Source organism: Catenulispora acidiphila DSM 44928 (assembly GCF_000024025.1).
Taxonomy (GTDB): Bacteria; Actinomycetota; Actinomycetes; order Streptomycetales; family Catenulisporaceae; genus Catenulispora; species Catenulispora acidiphila.
Genome location: NC_013131.1, coordinates 307,802 through 330,061, shown reverse-complemented (window position 1 = coordinate 330,061; position 22,260 = coordinate 307,802). Strand labels below are relative to the sequence as shown.

At 70.5% G+C, this 22,260-nt stretch carries 19 protein-coding genes; 3 read left to right on the top strand and 16 right to left on the bottom strand.

The genetic code is table 11. From position 1 onward, the window contains the following. The 13 genes from purL to purD all read right to left on the bottom strand — a co-directional run bounded on the left by purL (position 1) and on the right by purD (position 14,932). Positions 1 to 2,364 (bottom strand): phosphoribosylformylglycinamidine synthase subunit PurL, encoded by a 2,364-nt coding sequence (gene purL, locus CACI_RS01445; protein ID WP_012784539.1) that lies wholly within the window; start codon positions 2,362 to 2,364, stop codon positions 1 to 3. Continuing rightward, a complete protein-coding gene (gene purQ, locus CACI_RS01440; protein ID WP_012784538.1) occupies positions 2,361 to 3,047 on the bottom strand; it encodes a phosphoribosylformylglycinamidine synthase subunit PurQ in 687 nt (228 codons plus the stop codon). The genes purL and purQ overlap by 4 nt, the downstream gene beginning before the upstream one ends. Next, positions 3,047 to 3,313 (bottom strand): phosphoribosylformylglycinamidine synthase subunit PurS, encoded by a 267-nt coding sequence (gene purS, locus CACI_RS01435; protein WP_012784537.1) that lies wholly within the window; start codon positions 3,311 to 3,313, stop codon positions 3,047 to 3,049. The genes purQ and purS overlap by 1 nt, the downstream gene beginning before the upstream one ends. A 106-nt stretch (positions 3,314 to 3,419) precedes the next feature. Beyond that, positions 3,420 to 4,307 (bottom strand): phosphoribosylaminoimidazolesuccinocarboxamide synthase, encoded by an 888-nt coding sequence (locus CACI_RS01430; protein WP_223297426.1) that lies wholly within the window; start codon positions 4,305 to 4,307, stop codon positions 3,420 to 3,422. A 20-nt stretch (positions 4,308 to 4,327) separates the two neighbouring features. Continuing rightward, entirely contained in the window at positions 4,328 to 5,182 is an 855-nt protein-coding gene (locus tag CACI_RS01425) for an ABC transporter permease (protein WP_012784535.1), read from the bottom strand. A 1-nt stretch (position 5,183) separates the two neighbouring features. Then, positions 5,184 to 6,107 (bottom strand): ATP-binding cassette domain-containing protein, encoded by a 924-nt coding sequence (locus CACI_RS01420; RefSeq protein WP_012784534.1) that lies wholly within the window; start codon positions 6,105 to 6,107, stop codon positions 5,184 to 5,186. Positions 6,108 to 6,112: 5 nt separating this feature from the next. Next, positions 6,113 to 7,003, bottom strand: a complete 891-nt coding sequence (locus tag CACI_RS01415) for a DUF4097 family beta strand repeat-containing protein (protein WP_012784533.1) — start codon at positions 7,001 to 7,003, stop codon at positions 6,113 to 6,115. Positions 7,004 to 7,065: 62 nt separating this feature from the next. Further along, on the bottom strand, positions 7,066 to 7,587 hold the full coding sequence (locus CACI_RS01410) for a hypothetical protein (protein ID WP_041539978.1): 522 nt from the start codon (positions 7,585 to 7,587) through the stop codon (positions 7,066 to 7,068). A 778-nt stretch (positions 7,588 to 8,365) separates the two neighbouring features. Beyond that, positions 8,366 to 9,676, bottom strand: a complete 1,311-nt coding sequence (gene purB / locus CACI_RS01405) for an adenylosuccinate lyase (RefSeq protein WP_012784531.1) — start codon at positions 9,674 to 9,676, stop codon at positions 8,366 to 8,368. 122 nt (positions 9,677 to 9,798) lie between these two features. Then, positions 9,799 to 11,427: a hypothetical protein gene (locus tag CACI_RS48900; RefSeq protein WP_012784530.1), complete on the bottom strand. Its 1,629-nt coding sequence runs from the start codon at positions 11,425 to 11,427 to the stop codon at positions 9,799 to 9,801. Beyond that, on the bottom strand, positions 11,424 to 12,035 hold the full coding sequence (locus CACI_RS01395) for a SigE family RNA polymerase sigma factor (RefSeq protein WP_012784529.1): 612 nt from the start codon (positions 12,033 to 12,035) through the stop codon (positions 11,424 to 11,426). The genes CACI_RS48900 and CACI_RS01395 overlap by 4 nt, the downstream gene beginning before the upstream one ends. 92 nt (positions 12,036 to 12,127) lie before the next feature. Continuing rightward, positions 12,128 to 13,513, bottom strand: coding sequence for a M48 family metalloprotease (locus tag CACI_RS01390; RefSeq protein WP_143765117.1), 1,386 nt, complete (start codon positions 13,511 to 13,513; stop codon positions 12,128 to 12,130). Positions 13,514 to 13,678: 165 nt separating this feature from the next. Beyond that, positions 13,679 to 14,932 carry a phosphoribosylamine--glycine ligase gene (purD, locus tag CACI_RS01385; RefSeq protein WP_012784527.1) on the bottom strand — a complete coding sequence of 418 codons (1,254 nt, stop codon included), beginning with the start codon at positions 14,930 to 14,932 and terminating at the stop codon, positions 13,679 to 13,681. Positions 14,933 to 14,993: 61 nt separating this feature from the next. Here purD and CACI_RS01380 point away from each other — a divergent pair, with 61 nt between their 5' ends. The 3 genes from CACI_RS01380 to CACI_RS01370 are packed head-to-tail and all read left to right on the top strand — an operon-like array spanning position 14,994 to position 17,930. Continuing rightward, a complete protein-coding gene (locus CACI_RS01380; RefSeq protein WP_012784526.1) occupies positions 14,994 to 15,521 on the top strand; it encodes a MarR family winged helix-turn-helix transcriptional regulator in 528 nt (175 codons plus the stop codon). Further along, positions 15,518 to 17,302 (top strand): MFS transporter, encoded by a 1,785-nt coding sequence (locus tag CACI_RS01375; RefSeq protein ID WP_012784525.1) that lies wholly within the window; start codon positions 15,518 to 15,520, stop codon positions 17,300 to 17,302. The genes CACI_RS01380 and CACI_RS01375 overlap by 4 nt, the downstream gene beginning before the upstream one ends. Positions 17,303 to 17,315: 13 nt before the next feature. After that, complete coding sequence (locus tag CACI_RS01370; protein WP_012784524.1) at positions 17,316 to 17,930, top strand: isochorismatase family protein; 615 nt, start codon at positions 17,316 to 17,318, stop codon at positions 17,928 to 17,930. On the opposite strand, the gene CACI_RS01365 is transcribed toward CACI_RS01370, so the two are convergent. From CACI_RS01365 to CACI_RS01355, 3 genes are all read right to left on the bottom strand, one after another. Next, on the bottom strand, positions 17,916 to 18,488 hold the full coding sequence (locus CACI_RS01365; protein ID WP_041539977.1) for a hypothetical protein: 573 nt from the start codon (positions 18,486 to 18,488) through the stop codon (positions 17,916 to 17,918). The genes CACI_RS01370 and CACI_RS01365 overlap by 15 nt on opposite strands. 22 nt (positions 18,489 to 18,510) lie before the next feature. Continuing rightward, complete coding sequence (locus tag CACI_RS44890; protein WP_083795468.1) at positions 18,511 to 20,619, bottom strand: cell wall-binding repeat-containing protein; 2,109 nt, start codon at positions 20,617 to 20,619, stop codon at positions 18,511 to 18,513. A gap of 98 nt (positions 20,620 to 20,717) precedes the next feature. After that, on the bottom strand, positions 20,718 to 22,196 hold the full coding sequence (locus CACI_RS01355) for a hypothetical protein (RefSeq protein WP_012784521.1): 1,479 nt from the start codon (positions 22,194 to 22,196) through the stop codon (positions 20,718 to 20,720). Between the last annotated feature and the right edge of the window lie 64 nt (positions 22,197 to 22,260).

Genomic DNA, 22,260 nt, shown 5'->3' with positions numbered 1-22,260 from the left:
CTAGGCGTCCACCACCGAGTGCCCGAACAGCTTCCGGAACGGCGCCTCATGCGCCGTCCGCAGCTCGGCCATCGGCACCGTGAACTGCCCCTGTACCTCCAGAACGTCGCCGTCCACGACGCCCACGCGCGCCACGGGCAGCCCGCGCGCCACGCACATGTCGGTGAACCGCAGCTCCTCGCTGCGCGGAACCGCGACCAGCGCGCGGCCCGCCGACTCGGCGAACAGCGCGACGAAGGGGTCCAGCGCTGCACCGTCCGCGTCCGTCTCCGGCAGGACCAGGCGGGCGCCGTGGCCGCCGCGCAGGCAGCCCTCGACGACCGCCTGCGCCAGGCCGCCGTCGGACAGGTCGTGCGCCGCCGAGAGCATGCCGTCGCGCGAGCCGGCGATCAGCACCTCGCCGAGCACCTTCTCGCGCTGCAGGTCCAGGCGCGGCGGCAGGCCGCCGAGGTGGCCGTGGACCTCGTGCGCCCACTCCGAGCCGCCGAACTCGTCGCGGGTGTCGCCGAGCAGCAGCAGGATCTCGCCCTCGCGCTCGAAGGCGCTGCGGGTGCGGCGGTCGACGTCATCGATCACGCCGAGCACGCCGACCACCGGGGTCGGGTGGATGTTCAGCTCTCCGGTCTGGTTGTAGAACGACACGTTGCCGCCGGTGACCGGGGTCCCCAGCTCCAGGCAGGCGTCGGCCAGACCGCGGCAGGCCTCGGCGAACTGCCACATGACGTCCGGGTCCTCCGGCGAGCCGAAGTTCAGGCAGTCGGTGACGGCCAGCGGCTTGGCGCCGGTGGCGGCCACGTTGCGGTAGGCCTCGGCCAGCGCCAGCTGCGCGCCCTGATACGGGTCGAGCTTGGCGAACCGGCCGTTGCCGTCGGTGGACAGCGCCACGCCGAGCGAGGTGCCCGGCAGCGCGGCGTCCAGCCGCACCATCCCGGAGTCCTCGCCGTGCCCGAGGACGGTGTTGCCCTGCACGCGGTGGTCGTACTGCTCCACGGCCCAGGTCTTGTCGGCCAGGTTCGGCGAGCCGACCAGCCGGAGCAGCGTCTCGCGCAGTTCCTCGGCGTTGCCCGGGCGCTTGAGCCGCTCGGCGGTCGGCGCGTCGGCCTGCAGCGCGTCCTGCCACTCCGGCCGCGCGAACGGCCGGTTGTACACCGGGCCCTCGTGCGCCAGGGTCCGCGGCGGGACGTCCACGATGATCTCGCCGTGCCACCACATGCGCAGCCGGCCGGTGTCGGTGACCTCGCCGAGGGCGGTGGCGGTGACGTCCCACTTGTCGCAGACCGCCAGGAACGCCTCGACCTTGGCCGGCTCGACCACGGCCATCATCCGCTCCTGCGACTCCGACATGAGGACTTCCTCAGGGGTCAGCGTCGAGTCGCGCAGCGGCGCCAGGTCCAGCCGCACGTCCATGCCGCCGGTGCCCGCCGCGGCCAGCTCGGTGGTGGAGCAGGTGAGCCCGGCGGCGCCCAGGTCCTGGATGCCCACGACCAGGTCGGCCGCGAAGATCTCCAGGCAGCACTCGATGAGCACCTTCTCCATGAACGGGTCGCCGACCTGGACGGAGGGCCGCTTGGCCGGGCCGTCCTCGTCGAAGGTGGCGCTGGCCAGCACCGAGGCGCCGCCGATGCCGTCGCCGCCGGTCCGGGCGCCGAACAGGATCACCTGGTTGCCCGGGCCCGGCGCCTTGGCCAGCTTGATCTCGTCGGCCCGCATGACCCCCACGCACAGCGCGTTGACCAGCGGGTTGCCCAGGTAGCAGGGGTCGAAGACGATCTCCCCGCCGATGTTCGGCACGCCGAGGCAGTTGCCGTAGCCGCCGACGCCGGCCACCACGCCGGGCAGCACCCGCGCGGTGTCCGGGGCGTCGGCCGGGCCGAAGCGCAGCGGGTCCATGACCGCGATCGGGCGGGCGCCCATGGTCAGGATGTCGCGGACGATGCCGCCGACCCCGGTCGCCGCGCCCTGATACGGCTCGACGTAGGAGGGGTGGTTGTGCGACTCGACCTTGAAGGTGACGGCCAGGCCCTCGCCGACGTCCACGACGCCGGCGTTCTCGCCGGGACCGACCAGCAGCGCGGCGGTCTTCGGAGCCTTCTCGCCGAACTGCTTCAGGTGCACCCGGGAGGACTTGTAGGAGCAGTGCTCGGACCACATGACCGAGTACATGGCCAGCTCCGAGGAGCTGGGACGGCGGCCCAGGATCTCGCGGACGCGCAGGTACTCGTCCTCGGTCATGCCCAGTTCGCGGAACGGCTGCTTCACGTCCGGGGTCTGAGCGGCCTTCGCGACGGTGTCGAACGAGACCGCCGTGTCAACGAACACATCGGTGGTGTCGAAGACGTTCTCGGAGGAGTTGCCGTTGCTCATGCGGAAACCAAGCTCTTGAGGATCGAGGTGAAGAACGGCAGACCGTCGGTGCCCGGGCCCGGGTGGGGACCGGTCAGGTCGTCGATGGCGTACTCGGGGTGCGGCATCAGGCCGACGACGTTGCCGGCGGCGTTGGTGATGCCCGCGATGTCGCGCGCGGCGCCGTTCGGATTCGCCACGTACCGGGCCAGCACTCGACCCTCGGCCTCCAGCGCGTCGAGCGTGGGCTCGTCGGCGACGAAGCGGCCGTCGACGTTCTTGATCGGGATGACCGCCTCGGCGCCGTCCTCGTAGTCCGAGGTCCAGGCGGTGCGGTTGTTCTCGATCCGCAGGGTGACGTCGCGGTTGATGAAGTGCAGATCGCCGTTGCGGATCATCGCGCCCTCGAGCAGGTGCGTCTCGCACAGCACCTGGAAGCCGTTGCAGATGCCCAGGACCGGCAGACCGTCCCGGGCCGCGTCGATGATCGTGTCCATCACCGGGGAGAACCGGGCGATGGCGCCGGCGCGCAGGTAGTCGCCGTAGGAGAAGCCACCGGGCAGCACGACCGCGTCCACCTGGTGCAGGTCCCGATCCTTGTGCCAGAGCGCCACCGGCTCGGCGCCGACGGCCGCCGCGGCGCGCAGCGCCTGCCGGTCGTCCAGGGTGCCGGGGAAGGTGACGACGCCGATGCGCGCGGGCATCAGGCGTTCTCGGAGCTGTCGGCGGGCAGCACCGTGACCTTGAAGTCCTCGATCACGGTGTTGGCGAGCAGCTTCTCGGCCATCTGCTCGGCGGTGGCCCGCAGGGTGGCCGGGTCGGCGTCGGCGAGCTCCAGCTCGAAGCGCTTGCCCTGGCGGACGTTGGTGACGGAGTCGAAGCCCATGCGAGGCAGTGCGCGCTGCACCGCCTGGCCCTGGGGGTCGAGGATCTCGGGCTTGAGCATGACGTCGACGAGGACGCGGGCCACGGGTTCTCCCATTGCTTCAGCCGCGGCACGTCCGCGCTGCGGCTATTGGATGGCGGTGATCCCGATTCTACCGGGGGTTATGGGTGCTTCCGCCCCGCGCCGGCTCCTAGTCGAACTTCGCTCCGGTGAGGCGCTCGTAGGCCTCGACGTAGCGGGCCCGGGTCGCCTGCACGACCTCCTCCGGCAGCACCGGCGGCGGGGTGTCGGACTTGCGGTCCCAGCCCGAGGCCGGGGAGCTCAGCCAGTCGCGGACGTACTGCTTGTCGAACGAGGACTGCGTGCGTCCCGGCTTCCATTCGTCCGCCGGCCAGAAACGCGAGGAGTCCGGGGTCAGCACCTCGTCGGCGAGGACCAGGGTCCCGCCGCGCAGCCGCCCGAACTCGAACTTGGTGTCGGCCAGGATGATCCCGCGCTCCTCGGCGATCTCGCGGGCCCGCGAGTAGACCGCCAGCGTCAGGTCCTTCAGCTGCGCGGCCAGCTCCGGGTCGCCGATCCGCTCGGCCATGTCCTCGAAGCTGACGTTCTCATCGTGCTGCCCGACCTCGGCCTTCATCGCCGGGGTGAAGATCGGGCGGTCCAGCCGCGAGCCGTCGACCAGCCCGGGCGGCAGCGGCACGCCGTTGGCGGTGCGGGTCCGCTCGTACTCGGCCAGCCCGGAGCCGGTCAGGTAGCCGCGCGCCACGCACTCGACCTGCACCATGCTCAGCTTGCGGCAGAGCATCGAGCGCCCGCGCAGCTCCTCCTTGTAGGGCTGCAACTCCGCCGGGAACTGCTCGACGTCGGCGCTGATCACATGGTTCGGCACCAGGTCGGCGAGCTGGCGGAACCACCACATGGACAGCTGGGTGAGGATCCGGCCCTTGTCCGGGATCTCGGACTCCAGCACGTAGTCGAAGGCGGAGATCTTGTCGGAGGCGACGAGGAGCAGGTCGTCGCCGACCGCGTACAGGTCGCGGATCTTGCCGCTGGCGAGGTGGTTCAGACCGGTGATCACGCGCTCAGAATACCGGCGGTTCAACTCTGCTTGGGCTCGCGCTCATATAGCCGTCGCGACCAGGCGTAGGACAACACCGCGACGCCGAGGCACCAGGCCAGCGTGACGACCAGGTCGCCGCCGATCCTCGTCCCGGTCAGCAGCCCGCGCAGGGTCTCGGTCACCGGCGTGAAGGGCTCGTACTCGGAGAACCAGCGCATCCCCGTCGGCAGCGAGTCGGTCGGAACGAAACCGCTGCTCAGGAAGGGCAGCAGCAGGAGGAACATCGGCGAGTTGCTCGCGGTCTCGACGCTCTTGGCCGACAGCCCGAGCCCGACGCACAGCCAGGTGACGGCGAAGGTCAGCAGCAGGACCACGCCGAGCGCGGCGAACCACTCGGCCGCGTTCGCGTGCGGGCGGAAGCCCACCGCGAGCGCGGCGCCGACCACGACCGCGACACCGGCCATGGTCTGGATCGCGGCGCCGACGACGTGCCCGGTCAGCACCGACGACCGCGCGACGGCCATGGTCCGGAAGCGGGCGATGATGCCCTCGGTCATGTCCTGGGCGACGGCGATCGCCGTGCCCTGCGCCGCCGCGGCCACCGCCATCACGATGATCGCCGGGGCGACGTAGGCGGCGTACGCCGCACGGCCGCCGTGCACGCCGGCCGGGGTGAGGCTGCCGAGCCCGGACCCGAGCGTCCCGCCGAAGACGTAGACGAACAGGAGCAGGAAGACCAGCGGCATCAAGGTGACCATGAGGGTCAGCGACGGGTAGCGCTGCAGGTGGCGCAGGTTGCGGCGCAGCATGATCCGGGCGTGGACCCAGGCGTGCGAGCGGGTGTCGGCGCCGGTGTCGGCCAGACCGGAGTCGGCCACGGTCATCGCACTCATCTCAAGCTCCCTTCTTGCCGGTCAGCGCGAAGAACACGTCGTCGAGGTCGGGGGTGTGCACGGCCAGCGCCTCGACCTCGACCGAGGCGTCGTCCAGCCGCTGGAGCAGGGACCGCAGGGCGCTGACCCGCCCGTCGCCGGCGAGTTGGAGCGTGAGCGCGTCGTCGTCGCGATGGGTCGGCGCGAGCACCAGCGCGGCGGCGTCCAACTCGGCGCGGTCGGCGAAGGTCAACTCGATGTGCCCGCCCGGAATCCGGGTCTTGAGCTCGGCCGGCGTCCCCTCGGCGACGATCCGCCCGCCGTCCAGCACCGCGACCCGGTGCGCGAGCTGGTCGGCCTCGTCGAGGTATTGCGTGGTCAGCAGGATGGTCGTCCCCTCCGCGACCAGCCCGCGGATGATGTCCCACATGACGCGGCGGCTCCGCGGGTCCAGCCCCGTCGTCGGCTCGTCGAGGAAGATCACTTTCGGGTCTCCGACCAGCGTCATCGCCAGATCGAGCTTGCGCTTCATCCCCCCGGAACAGGTCGCCGCCGCCTTCCCCGCCGCCTCGGTCAGCTCGAAGCGCTCCAGCAGATCGTCGGCCCGCTGCCGCCCCACAGCCTTCGGCAACAGGTGCAGATCAGCCATCAGCATCAGGTTCTCGCGCCCGGTGAGATACCCGTCGACCGCGGAGAACTGCCCGGTCACCCCGATCACCCGCCGCACAGCCTGGGGACTCTTCGCGAGATCGTGCCCTGCGATGACGATCTCCCCGGCATCCGGTCGCAGGTAGGTGGTGAGCAGATGGACCGCCGTGGTCTTGCCAGCGCCGTTCGGGCCGAGCAGCGCCAGGATCGTCCCGGCCGGCACGCTCAGATCGATGCCGTCGAGCACCGTCTTCTCGCCGAAGGACTTGCGCAAGCCACGCGCTGAGATCGCTATCAAGGTACTCAGTCCTCATCCAGGCGCGGCACGCGGCGGATGGTGACGTCCCCGAGCTTGGTGCTGGCGTGGATCTCGACCTTGTCGACCGGCTCGCCGGCCTGCGGCGCGTCGGCGGATTCGAGCTCGTTGTAGACGCGGCCGACCGCGGTGCTCAGCTCCAGCCAGGCCGCGCTGCCCTCGCGCACGCCGACCTCGACGGCACCGTTCTTCGACGTGACGGTCGCCTTACCGCGCACGACCTCGCCGACCCGCACCTCTCCGTTGGAGGCGGAGGCGGTGATGTCGGACAGCGCACGATCGACGGACACCTCACCGTTGGCGGACTTCACATTCGCCGCCCCGGTCACAACCCCGACGCGCACCTTGCCGTTGCCGTTGGACACCTCGGCGGTCCCGTCCACGGCGCCGAGCCGGATGACACCGGACCCGCAGTTCACATCGGCAGCACCACTGACCTCCTCAATGAGAACCTCACCGACACCGTCGCGGATGTTCACCGGCCCGACCTGAGCCAGCCGCACAGTCCCCACACCAGCCTTGAGCTGCACCGCGCCGAGCACACCGACGGACTCGAAGTCACCGATCTCGGTCTCACCCCGCACATCGGAGTCAGTCGGCACCTCGATGAGCAGGTCGATGGACTCCGGCCGCTTCGAGCTGAAGTTGACGAACCGGTTCCGCGGCTTGCGACTGACGATGCTGAGCACCCGAGCCCCCTCGTCATACTCGACGCGCGTGTTCTCCGCGGCCTTGACGTCAGCAGCCTTATTCGGATCGCTCGGCCGCACCTCGACGACCGTGTCGGCGCGATCGGCGGCCACGATCCGAACGTCCGCGACATAGAGGTCGAGAGCGACGGCGATCGCGGCGGGAGTGTTGAAGGTGGAGTGTGACATGAGAGTTCCTTTGACTTGGTCTTGCTTGGGTGAGTTCTCGACGCAGCGCTAAGCAGCCAGGGTCAACGCGCCCAGCCGCTATAGCTGTCGCCCACGATCCGATCGGACCTCTGCGCCCGCCCGGCACGCCGATCCTCATTGGCCAGCCCGGCAGCAGCCGCCCGCACGATCCACGCGTTGACGGACAACCCCGCCGCCCCGGCAGCGTCCTCGACCAGGGCCTTGAGATTCGACGGCAACCGCAGGTTGATCCGCACCATGGCGGCGTCATCGCCCTCAGCAACAGGCAGCCGCACATCCCCAGGCGCAGACCCGGCCCCGGCATCCACACCAGCCGCAGCAGGCGGCGGCGTCACCACGAACGCGGCATTCCCACCCCGCAGCCGCACATCCACAGACCCCGGAGCAAGCTCCGCCGAGATCTCATCAGCAGCAGCCGACAAGGCATCCAGCAACATAAGCCGCACCGCCGCATCCAACGGAGCCACCAACCGATCAGCAAGCGCCCGAGCAGCCTCGCCACCAACCTCGGCCGCGACCGTCAGCTCCCGCCGCAACCCCTCGACATACCGGGTGAGTTCCATGGCTCAAGCATGGCACCACTTTGGCACCACCACAAGCCACCCTGGCACCCCCGCGACACCACGCCGATGTTTCACGCGAAACATCCCTAACAAAATGACCCACCCGCCCCACCCGCCAACGCAAAAAGCGGCCGCCAGACCCCGCCTGACAGCCGCTTCTCACACATCAACCCACCGCGCCAAACCAGCCGAGCCACATCGGCTCAGCCCACCTCGCGCCTCACCGCACCAGCTCGGCCCAGCCGCACCGAGTGAGCCTTGCTCCTAACAGCTCGGCCCAGCTCGCGCCTCACCACATCAGCTCACCCCGGCCGCACCGAATCAGCCTTGCCCTCAGCAGCTCCGCCGTGCTCCTCATCGCACCGCATCAGCTCAGCCTGACCGCACCGAATCAGCCTTGCCCAACCTCGCAGCAGGCTCAGCCATGCTTACTTCTCGCCTCACCACATCAGCTCGGCCCAGCTCGCGCCCCACCACATCAGCTCGGCCCGGCCGCATCAAATCAGCCTTGCTCGCAGCAGCTCAGCCCGGCCGCACCGAGTCAGCCTTGTTCAACCTCACAGCAGGCGCAGCCGTGCTTACTCCGCACCTCGCCGCATCAGCTCAGTTTTGCCCTGTGCCGGACCCGCTTTCAGCCGAGCCACGCAGGCTCATCCAGCCCAGCCCTCCGCCGTGTCGACCGAGCCGCGTCATCAGCCATGTTCGGCCTCTGTCGCTTCCGCCGAGACAGCACCGCCCTTGCCCTTCACTGCATCAGCTCGGCGCTCATCGCATCACCTCAGCTCAGCTTGGCCAGCTTCTCGAACATGCCGTCCAGGCGCTGGACGAAGCGCTCGGGGCGGGTCGCCTCGTCGAGGCGGGCTTCGTCGATGGCGAGGCCGGCGGTGGCGGCTTCTTCGCGGAGGGTTTCGCGGAAGGGGCGGCCGGTTTCCCAGGTCTTCATGGAGGCGCGCTGGGTCAGGGGGTAGGCCTGGGTGTCGCGTTCGAGGCCCATTTCGACGAGTTCGAGCAGGACGGTGGAGCTGTAGACCAAGCCGCCGGTGGAGTCGAGGTTGTGCCGCATGCGGTCGGGGTCGACGACCAGGCCGCTCATCAGGCGGATGGTCAGGTTCAGCATGTAGTCCACGGCGATGGAGGCGTCGGGGAGGGCGATGCGCTCGGTGGAGGAGTGCGAGATGTCGCGCTCGTGCCACAGCGGGATGCCCTCCATCACCGGCACGACCTGGGCGCGGACGATGCGGGCCAGGCCGGCCAGGCGCTCGGAGATGATCGGGTTCTTCTTGTGGGGCATGGCCGAGGAGCCCTTCTGGCCCTTGCCGAACGGCTCCCACAGTTCGCGGACCTCGGTGCGCTGGCCGTGGCGGACCTCCAGAGCGATCGCCTCCAGCACGGTGGCCATGATCGCCAGGGCGGACACCCACTCGGAGACGCCGTCGCGCAGGATCACCTGGGTCGAGACGTCGGCCGCGGTCATCCCGAGCTTGGCGGCGACGAAGGTCTCGATCGCCGGGTCGATGTTGGAGTACGTGCCGACCGCGCCGGAGATCGCCACGACGCCGACCGCCTCGCGGGCCCGGCGCAGGCGGTCGCGGGAGCGCGCCACGCCGAACGCGAAGTCGGCGACCCGGTGCCCCCAGACGTCCGGCTCGCCGTGGATGCCGTGGGTACGGCCGACGCGCAGCGTCGCACGGTGCGCCAGCGCGTGGTCCCGCAGCACGCCGACCAGCTTGTCCGCCTTCTCCAGCAGCAGGTCGGTGGCCTCGGTGAGCTGCAGCGCGAGCGCCGTGTCCAGCAGATCCGAGGACGTCATCCCGAAGTGCACATAGGTGGCGGCCTCGCGCGGCTCGGTGTTGTCCGCCCACGCCGACAGGAACGCGATCACGTCGTGCTGCGTCACCGCCTCGATCGCCGCGACCGCCTCCGGGGTCGGCGGCGCGGCCTTGCGCACCGGCTCCACGGCCGACTCCGGAATCGTGCCGGCCGCCGCGTGCGCCTCCACGACCAGCGTCTCGACCCGCGCCCACAATTCGTACTTGTGGGCTTCGGACCAGACACGGCCCATCTCGGGCAGGGTGTAACGCTCGATCATGGCAGCGGCCTTCCTGGGACTGTGTCGACTAAGGAGCTACGTCGGGAGGTCTTGACACCCGATTCTCCCAGGAGGCCGCCGCCCTGCCTAACCGTCGCAGCTCAGCGCCGGTGTGATCTGCCTCAACCCCGTCCCGCCACCCCGGTGTAGTGCGCGACCATCCGCTGCGCGATCTGTTGGAGCCAGGTGCGGTCGGCCGCCGAGGTGAGGGTCAGCGGCGAATGGTCGGCACGGCCGATGTCGGTCTGCAGGATCGTGTCGCCGAGCCGGACCGTCACCCGCACGGTGCTCTGCTGCGGTTGGTATAGCAGGAAGGCGCTGTCGCCGATCCCCGAGGGCAACGCCGCCACCGTGTCCTGGGAGAAGCCGCCGCAGCCGCCCTGACCGTACTTCTGCGCATCCTGCATCGTCCGTGCGCCGGTCCCGGCGGGCAGCCGGTATTCGCCTTCGAACCCGGTGCCCGCGGTCCCGTCCGGCAGGGTCCCGGTGTAGCCCACGGCGCGGCCGGACGCCAGGCCGAAGATGCTGTGGTCCGGGGTGCAGCCGTTGTCCAGGACGAACTCCCCGGTGCCCTCCGAGCCGCCGGTGGGGTCGTACGCCCAATCCGACCCGATGTCGGAGGGCACCAGCAGCTTGCCGTCCGCGTTCACCGGACCCCGCGGGTGGAGCACGGGAACCAGTGCGGTATCGGACAGCGCGGCCCGGAACCCGTCCTCCGACCAGGGCGACGGGGTCACGACCGCGCGGGCGGAGGGCCGCGCGCCGTCGACCGCCGCCGTCCACTGATAGTTGGTACCCAGCATGCCGATCACGTTCCCGGAGCCGAATATCCGCACGGCGACCGTCTCCGTCCCCGCGCCGACCGAGGCGGACGCGGCGGCGACCCGGGATCCGTCCGCCAGCGTGGTGTACCGGCACCCGGACCACTGCGGCAACGGCGTGGTGCCGGTCGGATCGATCACGCCGAGGAACAGCTCCATGTTCAGACCGCACGGCCCGGACACCGGCCTCCCCGCGATGCCGGTCCGGAGGGTGTTCACATCGTCGAAGAACCCGTAGGAGACCTGCGCGCTCGTCGGACCGGTCCCGTCGGCCGACCAATCCGAGCTCATCTCGATATTCGCCGCGCCCTTCACCCAGGCATCGCCGTCACCGACGATCCGCGGGTTCGGGCCGTCCGGCCTGTCCGGTTCCCCCCGCAGATGCGTGCCGGCCGGATCCAGGTGCCCGACCAGCACCGCCGCGTCGACCGCCGCCGACTTCGGCACGTGATGGTAGAGGTCTCCGTTGTTCCCCGGAAACGAACCGCCGTTGACCTCCACGTACCGGAAGACGTCCTGCAGCGGCCGCGCGCCCCAGCCGCCGGCCGGACCCGCGCTGCTGCCGTAGTCCGTGGTCCCGGCGCCGAGCGTCACCGCCGCCGCGGTGGTGACCGCGAGCACCGCCAGCACCCCGCCGCCGGTCCGGGCCCGGCGGAACCGCCGCCGCCGGTGTCCGGCCTTCGTGATGACCGCGAGGTCCACGGCCCACGGCGGTTCGGCCTCGCCGCGCGTGTTGTCGAAGAGATCATGGGCCCAGGCCAGCTCGACCGAGCTGGCATCGGTGTCCTGCGGGTCGTTCGCCGTCAGAGAAGTGGCGGCCGTCGAAGCGGTCGCACTGGTGGTACCGGTCTCGTTGGTCTCGCTGATGTCGTTGATGTCGTTGCCCATGGTCGTCTCACAGTCCCCGGCGCCCTCATCCATCAGGGTCATGCCTTCCCTTCCGTCCTCGCCAACAGGGCACCGGCGCGGTCCACCCCGAACGCCTCCCGCAGCGCGCCCAGCCCACGCGAGGTCTGGCTCTTCACAGTGCCCGCCGTGCACTTGAGCAACTGCGCCGTCTCCTCGACGCTGAGGTCCTCCCAGAACCTCAGTATCAGCACGGCCCGTTGGCCGCTCGGCAGCTCGCGCAGGGCGGCGACCAGCTCGTCGCGATCGGACAGCGTCTCGGGATCGGGCTCGCCCGGCGCCTCGACGGTGTCCGGCATCGCGTCCGAGGCCGGATGCTCCTTGCTCCACCGGGCCCTGCGTTTCTCGTCGATACAGGTCCGCAGCAGGGTCTTGCGCAGATACGCGTCCAGGTCGTCGTGGCGCTGCACCCGCCCCCAGGCGGCGTGCAGCTTGATGAGCGCCTGTTGGACCAGATCCTCGGCCTCGAACCAGTCGCCGCACATCAGATACGCCGTCCGGCGGAGGGCGTGCGAGCGCGCGACGACCAGCCGGCCGAACTCCTCGTCGCCGGAGCCGCCGGTGATGGACCCGGTTTCATCAGTCCCGTACTGCTCGGAACCGTGCTGATCGGATTCCCGCGTAACGCGCATCAGACCCCCCTTTCTCGGACCTGCCTTACACCCGGTACACGAGGGTGGGGGTCGATCCGGTTGTCAAGGGTCTCAGAGCGGGTCAGAGCAGCTCAGGGGAGGTTTCTAGCCAGCCAATCAGACAATCGGGAAACATCACCGACGTCTGCGACCGACGCCGCCATGTCGTGGATCGGCACCGGGTCGCCGGCGCGGTCGCGCAGCACCGGCCCGTCCAGCCAGTCCAGTCCCCACGCCGCCAGCCGCGCCTCGACGAGCCGCACCGCCAGATACGCCGCGAAGTCGTCGATGTCCGGCTCCATGACATCGCCCGACGGAACCCCGTCGGCTTCCCCCACGCGCGGAGCCGGGATCACCGCACTCCGCGTCCCACCATCGGACACCCCGCCCTGCCGCGCCCCCGGCACCCCCGCCTCGCTGATCAGGGTGCGTATCCGCTTCGCCACAGGATGCTCGTCCGGCACCGACTCCGCGCGCCGCACCAGCTCCGGCTCCGTGACCGCCGTGACGTACCGCTCCCACGTCACCGTCCGCTCGATCCGCCGCCCCTCGAACAGCTCCGCGGCCATCCGCGACGCGCGCGCGTCCACGTCCCCGGGCTCCTCCAGCAGGTCGCACGCCGGCCGCTCGCTCAGCCGCGTCGCCAGCGAACCGGCCATCCGGTCCCGGCGCCCCAACGAGGTCAGCGCCCCGACCAGCGCCACGTTCAGCCCGACCGGGCAGTACCCCGACTCCCACGCCGGCTGCGCCAAACGAGTGAGCACGCGGTCCCACCCGGCGGCCGCCATGTTGATCTGCTCATGTGCATAAGCGCGCGCGGCGGGCTCGATCATCCGCGAGGCTGCCACTGCCTCCCACGCGACAACCCGCTCCAGTACCTCCGCGCGAGCTTCGAAGTACCCCGCCAGCCGTCGGCGCAACGAAGGAAACACATGCGGCGTCCGCCCCGGACGACCATGAAGCGCACCGATACTCCGGTTGGCGAACGCCCGCGCCCGCACGATCCGTTCGTCCCCGGCCGCCGCCATCCCGGCGACCAACGGCGCCAGCAACCCGCGCAACTCGCTGACGCGCAGCCACCACAGGAAAGGCGCCCCGATGACGAGCACCGGACCGCCGGGACGAGGATCCAGCCAGGCATCACAGTCGGGAGACAGCTCGATGCCGGCAGGAGTCGGCACTTGGAGTTGCAGCGCCAACTGCCGCACCAACAGTTCGAGTTCGGGCGCCGACTCACCGGCCAGTTGCACAGTCTTCGGCGGCGCCAAAGCGCCTCTATGCAGCCGGATCGCGGGCAGTGCCCACAGCACGCACACCACCGCAGCCGCCCCGACCGCACCGGCTCCGACACCGTCCCAGCCGCGCACGCGCGCCAGTCCGATCAGAGCCGCGCATGCCGCGGCAGCGCTCAGGGCGTACGCCGCTATCACCCACGCGCGGACGCGCAGTAGCGCGCGGGCCGCCCTGTGAGCGCTCACCCGCGCCGTCGTCGCAGTCACCGTGCTGATGGATCCCCCAAGCGTCCAGGCCGCTTACGAGCCTGTTGCGAAGGCTAGCGCGAATCACCCACAGCGGTTAGGGACGTGGCTTGAATACACACTTTCGGATGGCGGGGTAAGGGATCCGTGCCTCAGCGTGACGTATCAGGCGGCTGTCTTGGCAGCCTCTGCCGCGATGTCGGTGCGGTGCTGCGCGCCGTCGAAAGTGATGGCCGCGACGCCCTCGTACGCCTTGCCGCGCGCGGCGCCGAGACTGTCCGCCACAGCGGTCACCGCCAGCACCCGACCGCCGGAGGTGACCACGGCGCCCTCCGCGTTCTGCTTGGTCCCGGCCTGGTTCACCACGGTGCCCAGCTGCTCGGCGGCGTCGATCCCGGTGATGACGTCATCGCTGCGCGGCGTGCCCGGGTAACCCGTGGCGGCCAGCACCACGGTGACGGAGGCGCCGTCACGCCAACGCGGCGCAGGGGCGTCGGCGAGCGTGCCGGTCGCGGCCGGGTAGAGCAGCTCGGACAGCGGCGATTCCAGCATCGCCAAGACGCTCTGCGTCTCGGGGTCCCCGAAGCGCGCGTTGAACTCCACGACGCGCAGACCCTTGGCGGTCAGCGCCAGACCGGCGTAGACGAGCCCGACAAAGGGGGTGCCGCGCCGCCGCATCTCATCGACGAGCGGCTGGATCACGGTCGCGACGACCTCGTCGGTCAGACCCTCCGGTGTCCACGGCAGCGGGCAGTACGAGCCCATGCCGCCGGTGTTGAGGCCGGTGTCGCCGTCGCCGATCCGCTTGAAGTCCTGCGAGGGCATCATCGGGACGACTGCGGTGCCGTCGGTGATGCCGAACAGGGAGACCTCCGGGCCGTCGAGGTACTCCTCGATCACCACGCGGCCGCATGCGCGCGCGTGCTCCAGGGCGGCGGCGCGATCCTCGGTGACGACGACGCCCTTGCCGGCGGCGAGCGCGTCGTCCTTCACCACATAGGGGAAGCCGGCGAACTCGTCGAGCGCCTTGGCGTATTCGGCATCGGTCTCGCAGACGTAGGACTTCGCGGTCGGAATCCCGGCGGCGGCCATGACCTCCTTGGAGAAGGCCTTCGACCCCTCCAGGAGCGCGGCGGCCTTCGACGGCCCGAACACCGGGATCCCCGCCTCGCGCACCGGGTCCGCGACACCTGCGACCAGCGGCGCCTCCGGACCCACCACGACCAGGTCCGCGCCGAGTTCCACGGCCAGATCCCGCACCGCGGCCGGGTCCAGGGGGTCGACCGCGCGCAGCTCGGCGACCTCCGCGATGCCGGGGTTGCCGGGCGCGCAGTAGAGCGCGGTGACGGCGGGGTCGGTGCTGAGGGCGCGGGCGAGGGCGTGCTCGCGGCCGCCGGTGCCGATGACGAGGACCTTCATGGTCGTTAGGGTACCGGCGGGGGAGATAGACAGGTTGGACTGTGCAGTTTAGACTGAAGGTATGGATGTTCAGCCTGGAACGATCGCCTTGGGCGGCGAGGACGCTGTTGACGGCGCGGACGCGGCGCACGCTGCCGACGCCGTGCGCCCTGCCGGCGCGGCGCACCCCGCCGACGCCGCGCACGCCGCCCGCGAGCTGCGCGTGCTGGTCGGCCGCCTGCGCCGCCGGCTCCGCGAGGTCGACGACGTCCACGAACTGACCGCCTCGCAGCTGGCCGTCCTGGGCCGCCTGGACCGCGACGGCCCAGCCTCGACCAGCGACCTGGCGAAGGCCGAGCACGTCCGACCGCAATCGATGGCCGCGACCATCGCGGTCCTGGAGGAACGCGGCATGATCGCCCGCCGCCAAGACCCGGACGACGGCCGCCGCCAGCTGATCGAGCTGACCCCGACCGCCGACGAGACAGTCCGGGGCTCCCGTCGCGCACGCGACGAATGGCTGGAACGAGCCCTCCGGGAACGCTTCTCGCCGGAGGAACTCGCGACGGTGGTCACGGCGCTCGGCATGCTCGAACGGCTCAGCGAATGACAGCCCCCGCCCCTATCCGGGGGACTAACCACCCTCGAGTCGAGAATAAGGAACCGTCAACCGCCGAAGGAAGGCCCACCGGCCGCATTCCACTCGCACGGAGCAGCGACACGCCGGAAACGCGCCACGACACGCCGACGGGCTCCGGAAGCGACACGCCGGGCTCGGGCAGCAGCACACCAGCGGGTTCCCGCAGCGACACGCCGGGCCCGGACACCAGCACGCTCGCGGCCTCCCGCAACGACACCCCGGGCTCGGGCAACAGCACGCTGCCAGGCTCCCGCGGCGACACGCCGAGCTCGGACACCAGCACGCTCGCAGCCTCCCGCGGCGACACCCCGGACTCGGACAACAGCACGCTCGCGGCCTCCCGCAGCGACACCCCGGACTCGGCCAACAACACGCCGGCGACCTCCCGCAGCGCCACCCCAGCCTTCAACCATCGCCTCACCGTCCCGCTTCTGCTCGGGGCGACGCTGAATCCGATCAACTCCTCGATGATCGCGATCGCGTTGGTGCCGATCGGGGCGGCGTTCGGTGCCTCGCCTGCGGCGACTGCGTGGCTGGTCTCCGCGCTCTATCTGGCGACGGCTATTGGGCAGCCGGTGATCGGGCGGCTTGTGGACCGGTTTGGGGCGCGTCCGCTGTTCCTCACCGGAGCGGCTTTGGTGGGCGTGGCGGGGGTGATCGGGGCGGTGGCGCCGTCGCTCGGGGTGCTGATTATGGCGCGCGTGTTGTTGGGGTTCGGGACGAGCGCGCAGTTCCCTGCGGCTATGCACACTGTGCGGGGCGAGGCGCAGCGCACAGGGCTGAAGACGCCTAGCGGAATCCTTACTGCGCTCTCCATATCTGCGCAGAGCACGATGGTCATCGGGCCGACGCTTGGTGGCGCGCTCATTGGGGTCGGCGGGTGGCGCCTGGTGTTCGCCGTCAACATCCCCTTGGCGTTGGTCTGTATAGCGCTCGGTGCGCGCAGACTCCCTAAGAGCGCGCCTGTACAGAACGAGAGCCGCATCGATCTGGTCGGCATGGGGCTCTTCGCGGCGATGCTGACCAGCCTGCTGGTGTTCCTCATGGACCTCAGCGTCGGCAATCTGTATCTGCTGGTGATCGCCGCTGCGATGGCTGGAGCGTTCGTCCGTATAGAGCTTCGCTCTGGGGAGCCCTTTATAGACATGCGTGTCTTCGGCGGGAACACCCCGCTGCTGATCACCTATCTACGGCAGACGCTCACGTACGTTCTCACCTACTCCTTCATCTACGGATTCACGCAGTGGCTGGAGGAGGGACGCGGACTCAGCGCGTCCGCAGCTGGGCTCGTCGTCCTGCCGACGTCGCTCACCGCGATCGTTGTCGCCTGGTTCACGGGGCGGCGCAATGGCATCCGCAGCAAGCTCTTCGCGGGGACCCTGTCGATGATCGCGGCGTCCGCGGCATTGCTGGCGCTTAACCGGGAGAGCGCTATATGGATCCTCATAGGCGTGGGTCTCCTAGCGGGTGCGACGCAGGGGATGAACGGCCTCGCCAACCAGAACGCCTTGTTCCGTCAGGCAGATGCGGCGCGTATGGGAACCGCGTCAGGGCTTCTGCGGACCTTCCAGTACCTGGGCGCGATCCTGTCCTCAGCTGCCGTGGCGATCGTCTTCCGTACCGGGGCTTCCACGGTCGGCCTTCACGAGCTGGCCGTCGTTATGATCGCTTGCGGCGCGCTGCTGCTCGCCGTGGTCCTCGCCGACCGCTCGCTGTCCCTCCGCACCGAGAACCGCGGACAGAGCCGATAAGGATTCCCGCGACATGGCGCTGACGACGCTGGACCCGAAGACCGCCCTCGTGCTGATCGACCTCCAGCACGGCATCGTCGCCCCTCCGGCGGTCCCCCGCAGCGGCGCGGAGGTGGTGGCGTGCAGCAAGGAGTTGGCCGACGCCTTCCGTGCCCAGGGACTTCCGGTGGTCCTGGTGAACGTCGCGTTCTCCCCCGACTTCGGCGACGCCCCGAAGGGACGGGACGACGAAGAGCCGGAGGTCGACGAGAGTGAAGCAGAGAAGGATGAGGAGGACATGCCCGCCGACTTCGCCGTCATCGTCGACGAACTCGGCGCGCAGGACACCGACATCCGCGTCACCAAGCACCAGTGGGGCGCCTTCCACGGCACCGACCTGGACACCCAGCTCCGCCGCCGCGGCGTCACGCAGATCGTCCTGGCCGGCCTCGTCACCAGCCGCGGCGTCGACACCACCGCGCGGGAGGCGTACGCGCACAACTACAGCGTCGCCTTCGCCATCGACGCGATGGCCGACCGGGGCATCGAGGTCCACGAGAACGCGATCGAGCGGATCTTCCCGCAGATCGGTCAGCGGGCCACCACGAAGGAGATCCTGGCGATGGTTCAACGCCTAGGGAACCTCTAGAGGCTCCGATACTTCTTGGAGAAGCCCGTAGCAGAACCGAGCACGCCGCCGCACGACACCGCCATGCCCGTCGTCGTACCCGTACTCACTCTGCCAGCGCGTAGGCGCGTCCTCAGGTAAATGGCGCACCTGTGGATACATGCGCTCCAGATCCCCGACCACGTATTGCCACGGCTCTAGCGTTTGATCCGCCGGAGCAACAGGCGGCTCCGCCCCAGGCGCCCGCACCAGCCACTCCTGCCAGACCTGCCCACCGGGACCGACCACGATCTCGAAACGCAGCTCCGGCCACACCGGCAGCGTCCAGTGGTACAGCCGGCTGACCAGGTCGCCGGTCCGCAGATCCTGCTCGCTGTCCGCCGGCCCGAGTACCGCTCTAAAGCGTTCCGGCCCACGGGGCGCGGAGCGCGCGCGCAGATAGCGTTGCCACCACGCGTTCACTTCGCGCATCTCGGTGATGGAGAACCCCAAGCCCTGCCGAGCCTGCTCCACCAGACCCGGCTGGTAATCAGCCATCCGGCGGAGCAGGACCAGCTGGAATTCAGAACGCGAGATCACCCCGCGAGCTTAATGCGGGACGCTAGCGCGCTCCGCCCAGTTCGGGACTCTGGCGGTTCGAATAGGTGAAGAAGTGGTTGGCGCCGCCCAGAGCGCTGACGAAGGTGTTCGTCGCCACGCTGCCGAGCGCCTGCGGTCCACCGAAGGCCACGGCGCCTGACAGATGCGGAGCCAGCGCCTTCACCAGCGAGAGTTCCGAAGGCGGCAGATACTCCGACCCCGGGTTCGTCAGGAGCAGGGGACCATGCTGGGTGGCGATGAGCGCGCCGCCCGACAGTGCGTCCGCCCAGCCGCCGCCGGTCGCCAGGCCGATGCGGCCGACAGGGCCGTTCGCGGCGAACAGCGGGCTCGAGGCGACCGCGGCCGCGGTGGCGTAGCGGTCCGCGCCGCTGAGCGGCGTGACCTTGCCGGTCCATTGCGGAAAGGAACCCTTCAGCGCGGCGACGCCCTGTCCGCCGACTCCGTACACCTTGGTGGCAGCGGGGTTCACGCCCGACAGGTAGGACTTGACCGAGGCCGGCAGCGTCTTGTCATCGGACAGCACGACCACGCCGCCGTTCGGGTCCTGCGCGGCAGCCGCGCCGGCGGTGAGCGCGTCGGGGTACTGCACCCCGGTCGCCACCATGACGGTGTGCGGGTGCGCCGAGACCTGCTGCGCGGTCAGCACGGAGGTCGCGAAGCGGTCGGTGCCGGCCAGCCGCCGCGTGGTGAAGCCCAGCGCCTTGATCTGCTGCTCGACCGCCGGGCTCAGCGCCGCGTCGCCGCCGAGGACGTAGACGACCGAACCCGGCGCCAGCACCCGCTTCAGCTCCTCGCGCACGCGCGGGTCCAGTCCGGACGTCGCGGTCAGCAGCAGCGGCCCGCCCTTCTGGGCCGCCAGCGCGCTGCCGCCGAGGGCGTCCGCGAACTGGTCGGAGCGGCTGATCACGGCGACCGAAGCCTGGCGGCCTCCGGCACCGTGGTTCATGTACGACCACTGCGAAGCGTCCACGGCGGTCGCGATGCGGTCCGCGCCGCCGATGCGGTCCGCGGCGCGCGCGGGTGCGATCGGGCCGTTGTGCCAGCCGGTGACCCAAATGACGCCGGGGTTCAGAACGACAGCCTTACGCGGACCACCGCCAAGGCTGCGAGTGAAGACGCCTGTGGAGCTCCGGTCCGCCCCGTTGGGGCTCTCGCCCGAATACGCGACCTGGGTACCGTCCGGCGACCAGGTGAACGACTGGACGAACTCGATGGTCGGATCCGTGACCTGGGTACGGGACCCGTTCACGGTGTCCACTGCGAAGATCGTGAGCGCGGACTGGCCGCTGGGGGGGAAAACCTGGTCGAGCACGAGAAGCCGGCCCGTCGTCGGCGAGTAGTGGGCGTCGCGACCTGTCGTGAGGTCGCGAAGGGCAGTGGCACCGGGGTCGAGGATCCATATGTGGGCCGTGGCCGACGAGTCGGTGAACGCCATTGCCCCGTTGGGCGCCACCGACAGCAGCTTGTAGCCGTTCGGCACGGTGACCGCGAGCTTGGTCTGCGTCCTGCCGTCCGCGGAGATCCTGCCGATCGAGCCCGCGGCGTCGTAGTAGATGCTCCTGCCGTCAGCCGACCAGACAAAGCCTCGCGCGCTGGCGACCGGTATCGGCGGCGAAAGCTCCGGCACATCGGAGTTCGAGGTCAGCCTGGTGCAGCCCAGTTCGGGAGCGGGGACGGTCGTGAGGGCGACAGCGCCGGTGCCGTCAGCGTCCGCCACGTAGTCGCAGCCGTCGGGACCCTCGAACAGCACCCGCGAACCGTCTGGCGAGTACACCGCGTTGCCCGCGGGGTTGACCCAGTCGTTGGTCCCCGATCCCGGTCCTCGGCCGTCGTACGCACCGGCGTCGCCGACCGGGACCACAGCGTCGTGCGAGCCGTCGGGGTTCACGGTGTGCCACAGGAAGCCCGCCGTCGGGTTCGACAGCGTATAAGCGATCGGCCCGTTGGTCGGCGCCGCGTTGGCAGACGCCGCGCCGGCCGGCGCCACGGTTGCGGGGCTCGCGGCGTGGGCGGCAGCGGGAAGGCCGACGAGGCTTCCCGCTGACACCGCAGCGAGGGCGAGGCCGCCGAATGTGGGCAGGCGACGACGCCGGGATTCTGACGAGAGCATGCGTTCGAAGGTAGGCGTGGCGATCTAGGCCGTGATCCGCTAAAGAGATGATCGCCGATACGCTCTTGCGGCCATCAAGCGGCTGCGACTGCGATAGCTCACGGCCGACTCCTCGGTTGCTGCTGCGGCGGTTCCGGCGGCTGTCGGCGGTCTCGCTCGGGCGGCGGTGCGCGGCGCGGCTCCGGCGGTTCGGGACGGCCCGGGCGCGGCACCCACTCGGTTCCGGTTTCCGGCGGCGGGACCGGACCACGCTTCGCCTGCTGGGCCTGCCGCGCCTGCTGAGCCCGCTGAGCGCGCTCGGCCTCCGCGCGCTCCCGCCGCGACAGCTTCTTCGGCGGCACCACCTTGCCGGAGCGTTGCGCCTGCTCGGCGTCGGGGCGGTCGCCGCGACGGGGCGCCCTGGGCTCCGGATCACGCCGGGGACGCTGCGCCTCCCCAGATTCGTCGCGCCGAGGCGACTTCGCCTCGGGCGGCCGCCGGGACCGCTGCGACGGGTCCACGTCTATGGGCTCACCGCGCCGAGGCGCCTTCGGCTCGCGCGGACCTCGGGACCGCTGCGACGGATCCGCGTCTAAAGGCTCGCCGCGCCGAGGCGCCTTGCGCGGCTCGGCAACTCCTCCGGTCCTGGGTACTTGCTCGCCGCGCGCCGGCTTCCCTCGGCGAAGCCATCCCCCCGACCCGGCTATCGGGCCCGAGTCGGCTGCCTGGCGCGCGTCCTTGTTCTCCCGCCGCACCGGATTCGCCGGCTGCCGTTGGTCCGAGTTCGGGCGCGGCCTCGCCTGCGCTTCCCTGCCGGCGGCGTCCGCGCCTCGCACCGGCCCGGCCGGACGCAACCGCGCCGGATCGGTCGGGCGGCTCGCATCGGGTCCGGGGCGTACATCAGTGTTCTGTCGAGGCGCCGCCTTCGGCTCACGCGGCGAGCGCGCGACCTCCCTCGGCGGTCGGCTCGAATCCGCACCCTGCCGCGCACCAGCACCGCCAGAAGCGCCGGGAGCGCCAGGGCCGCCAGAACCGCCACCATCAAACCCCGCACCACGCCCCGCCGAAGGCCCGGCAGCCAACTCCCGCCGCGTCGCGCTGCGCCCAGCCGGCAGCGCGTGCCCAACGGGCACCGGACCGCGCGCCTGCGCCTGCCCGAGTGCCCGCTCGCGGCCGCGCAAGTAACCGGCGACGAACTTCTCCAGCCCCATCTCGGACAACGGCGTGCGCAGCTGCGGGTCGTACGCGGCCAGTCCGGTGTCGGACTCCACCGCGTGCGCGAAGCGGAACGCCATCGTCGCCGCCATGCGCGCCACCGGACCGTCGTACCAATACGGCAGCGCGATGACGCCGTCCTCGCCGAAGAATGTGAACCGCAGACGGGTCACCGGATGCACCAACTCACGCTGCCCGCGTCCGCGGAACTCCTCGATCTGGCCGAGGATCTGCGCGGCGTGGAGCACGAGGTCGGGCCACGGTTCCAGGCGCGCGGCCACTATCCTCGGGTCCTCCTCGCGAGCCGCGGTCCGCGCGGCGGCCAGGGCCTGGGCCCACGTCTGGCCCAGGATGTGGGGGAGGAACACCACCTCGTGGCTCATGTGGCAACTTTAGTGGTGTCCGCTCCTTGATCCAGCTCAGGACGCGAACAGGCGAGTCTTACCT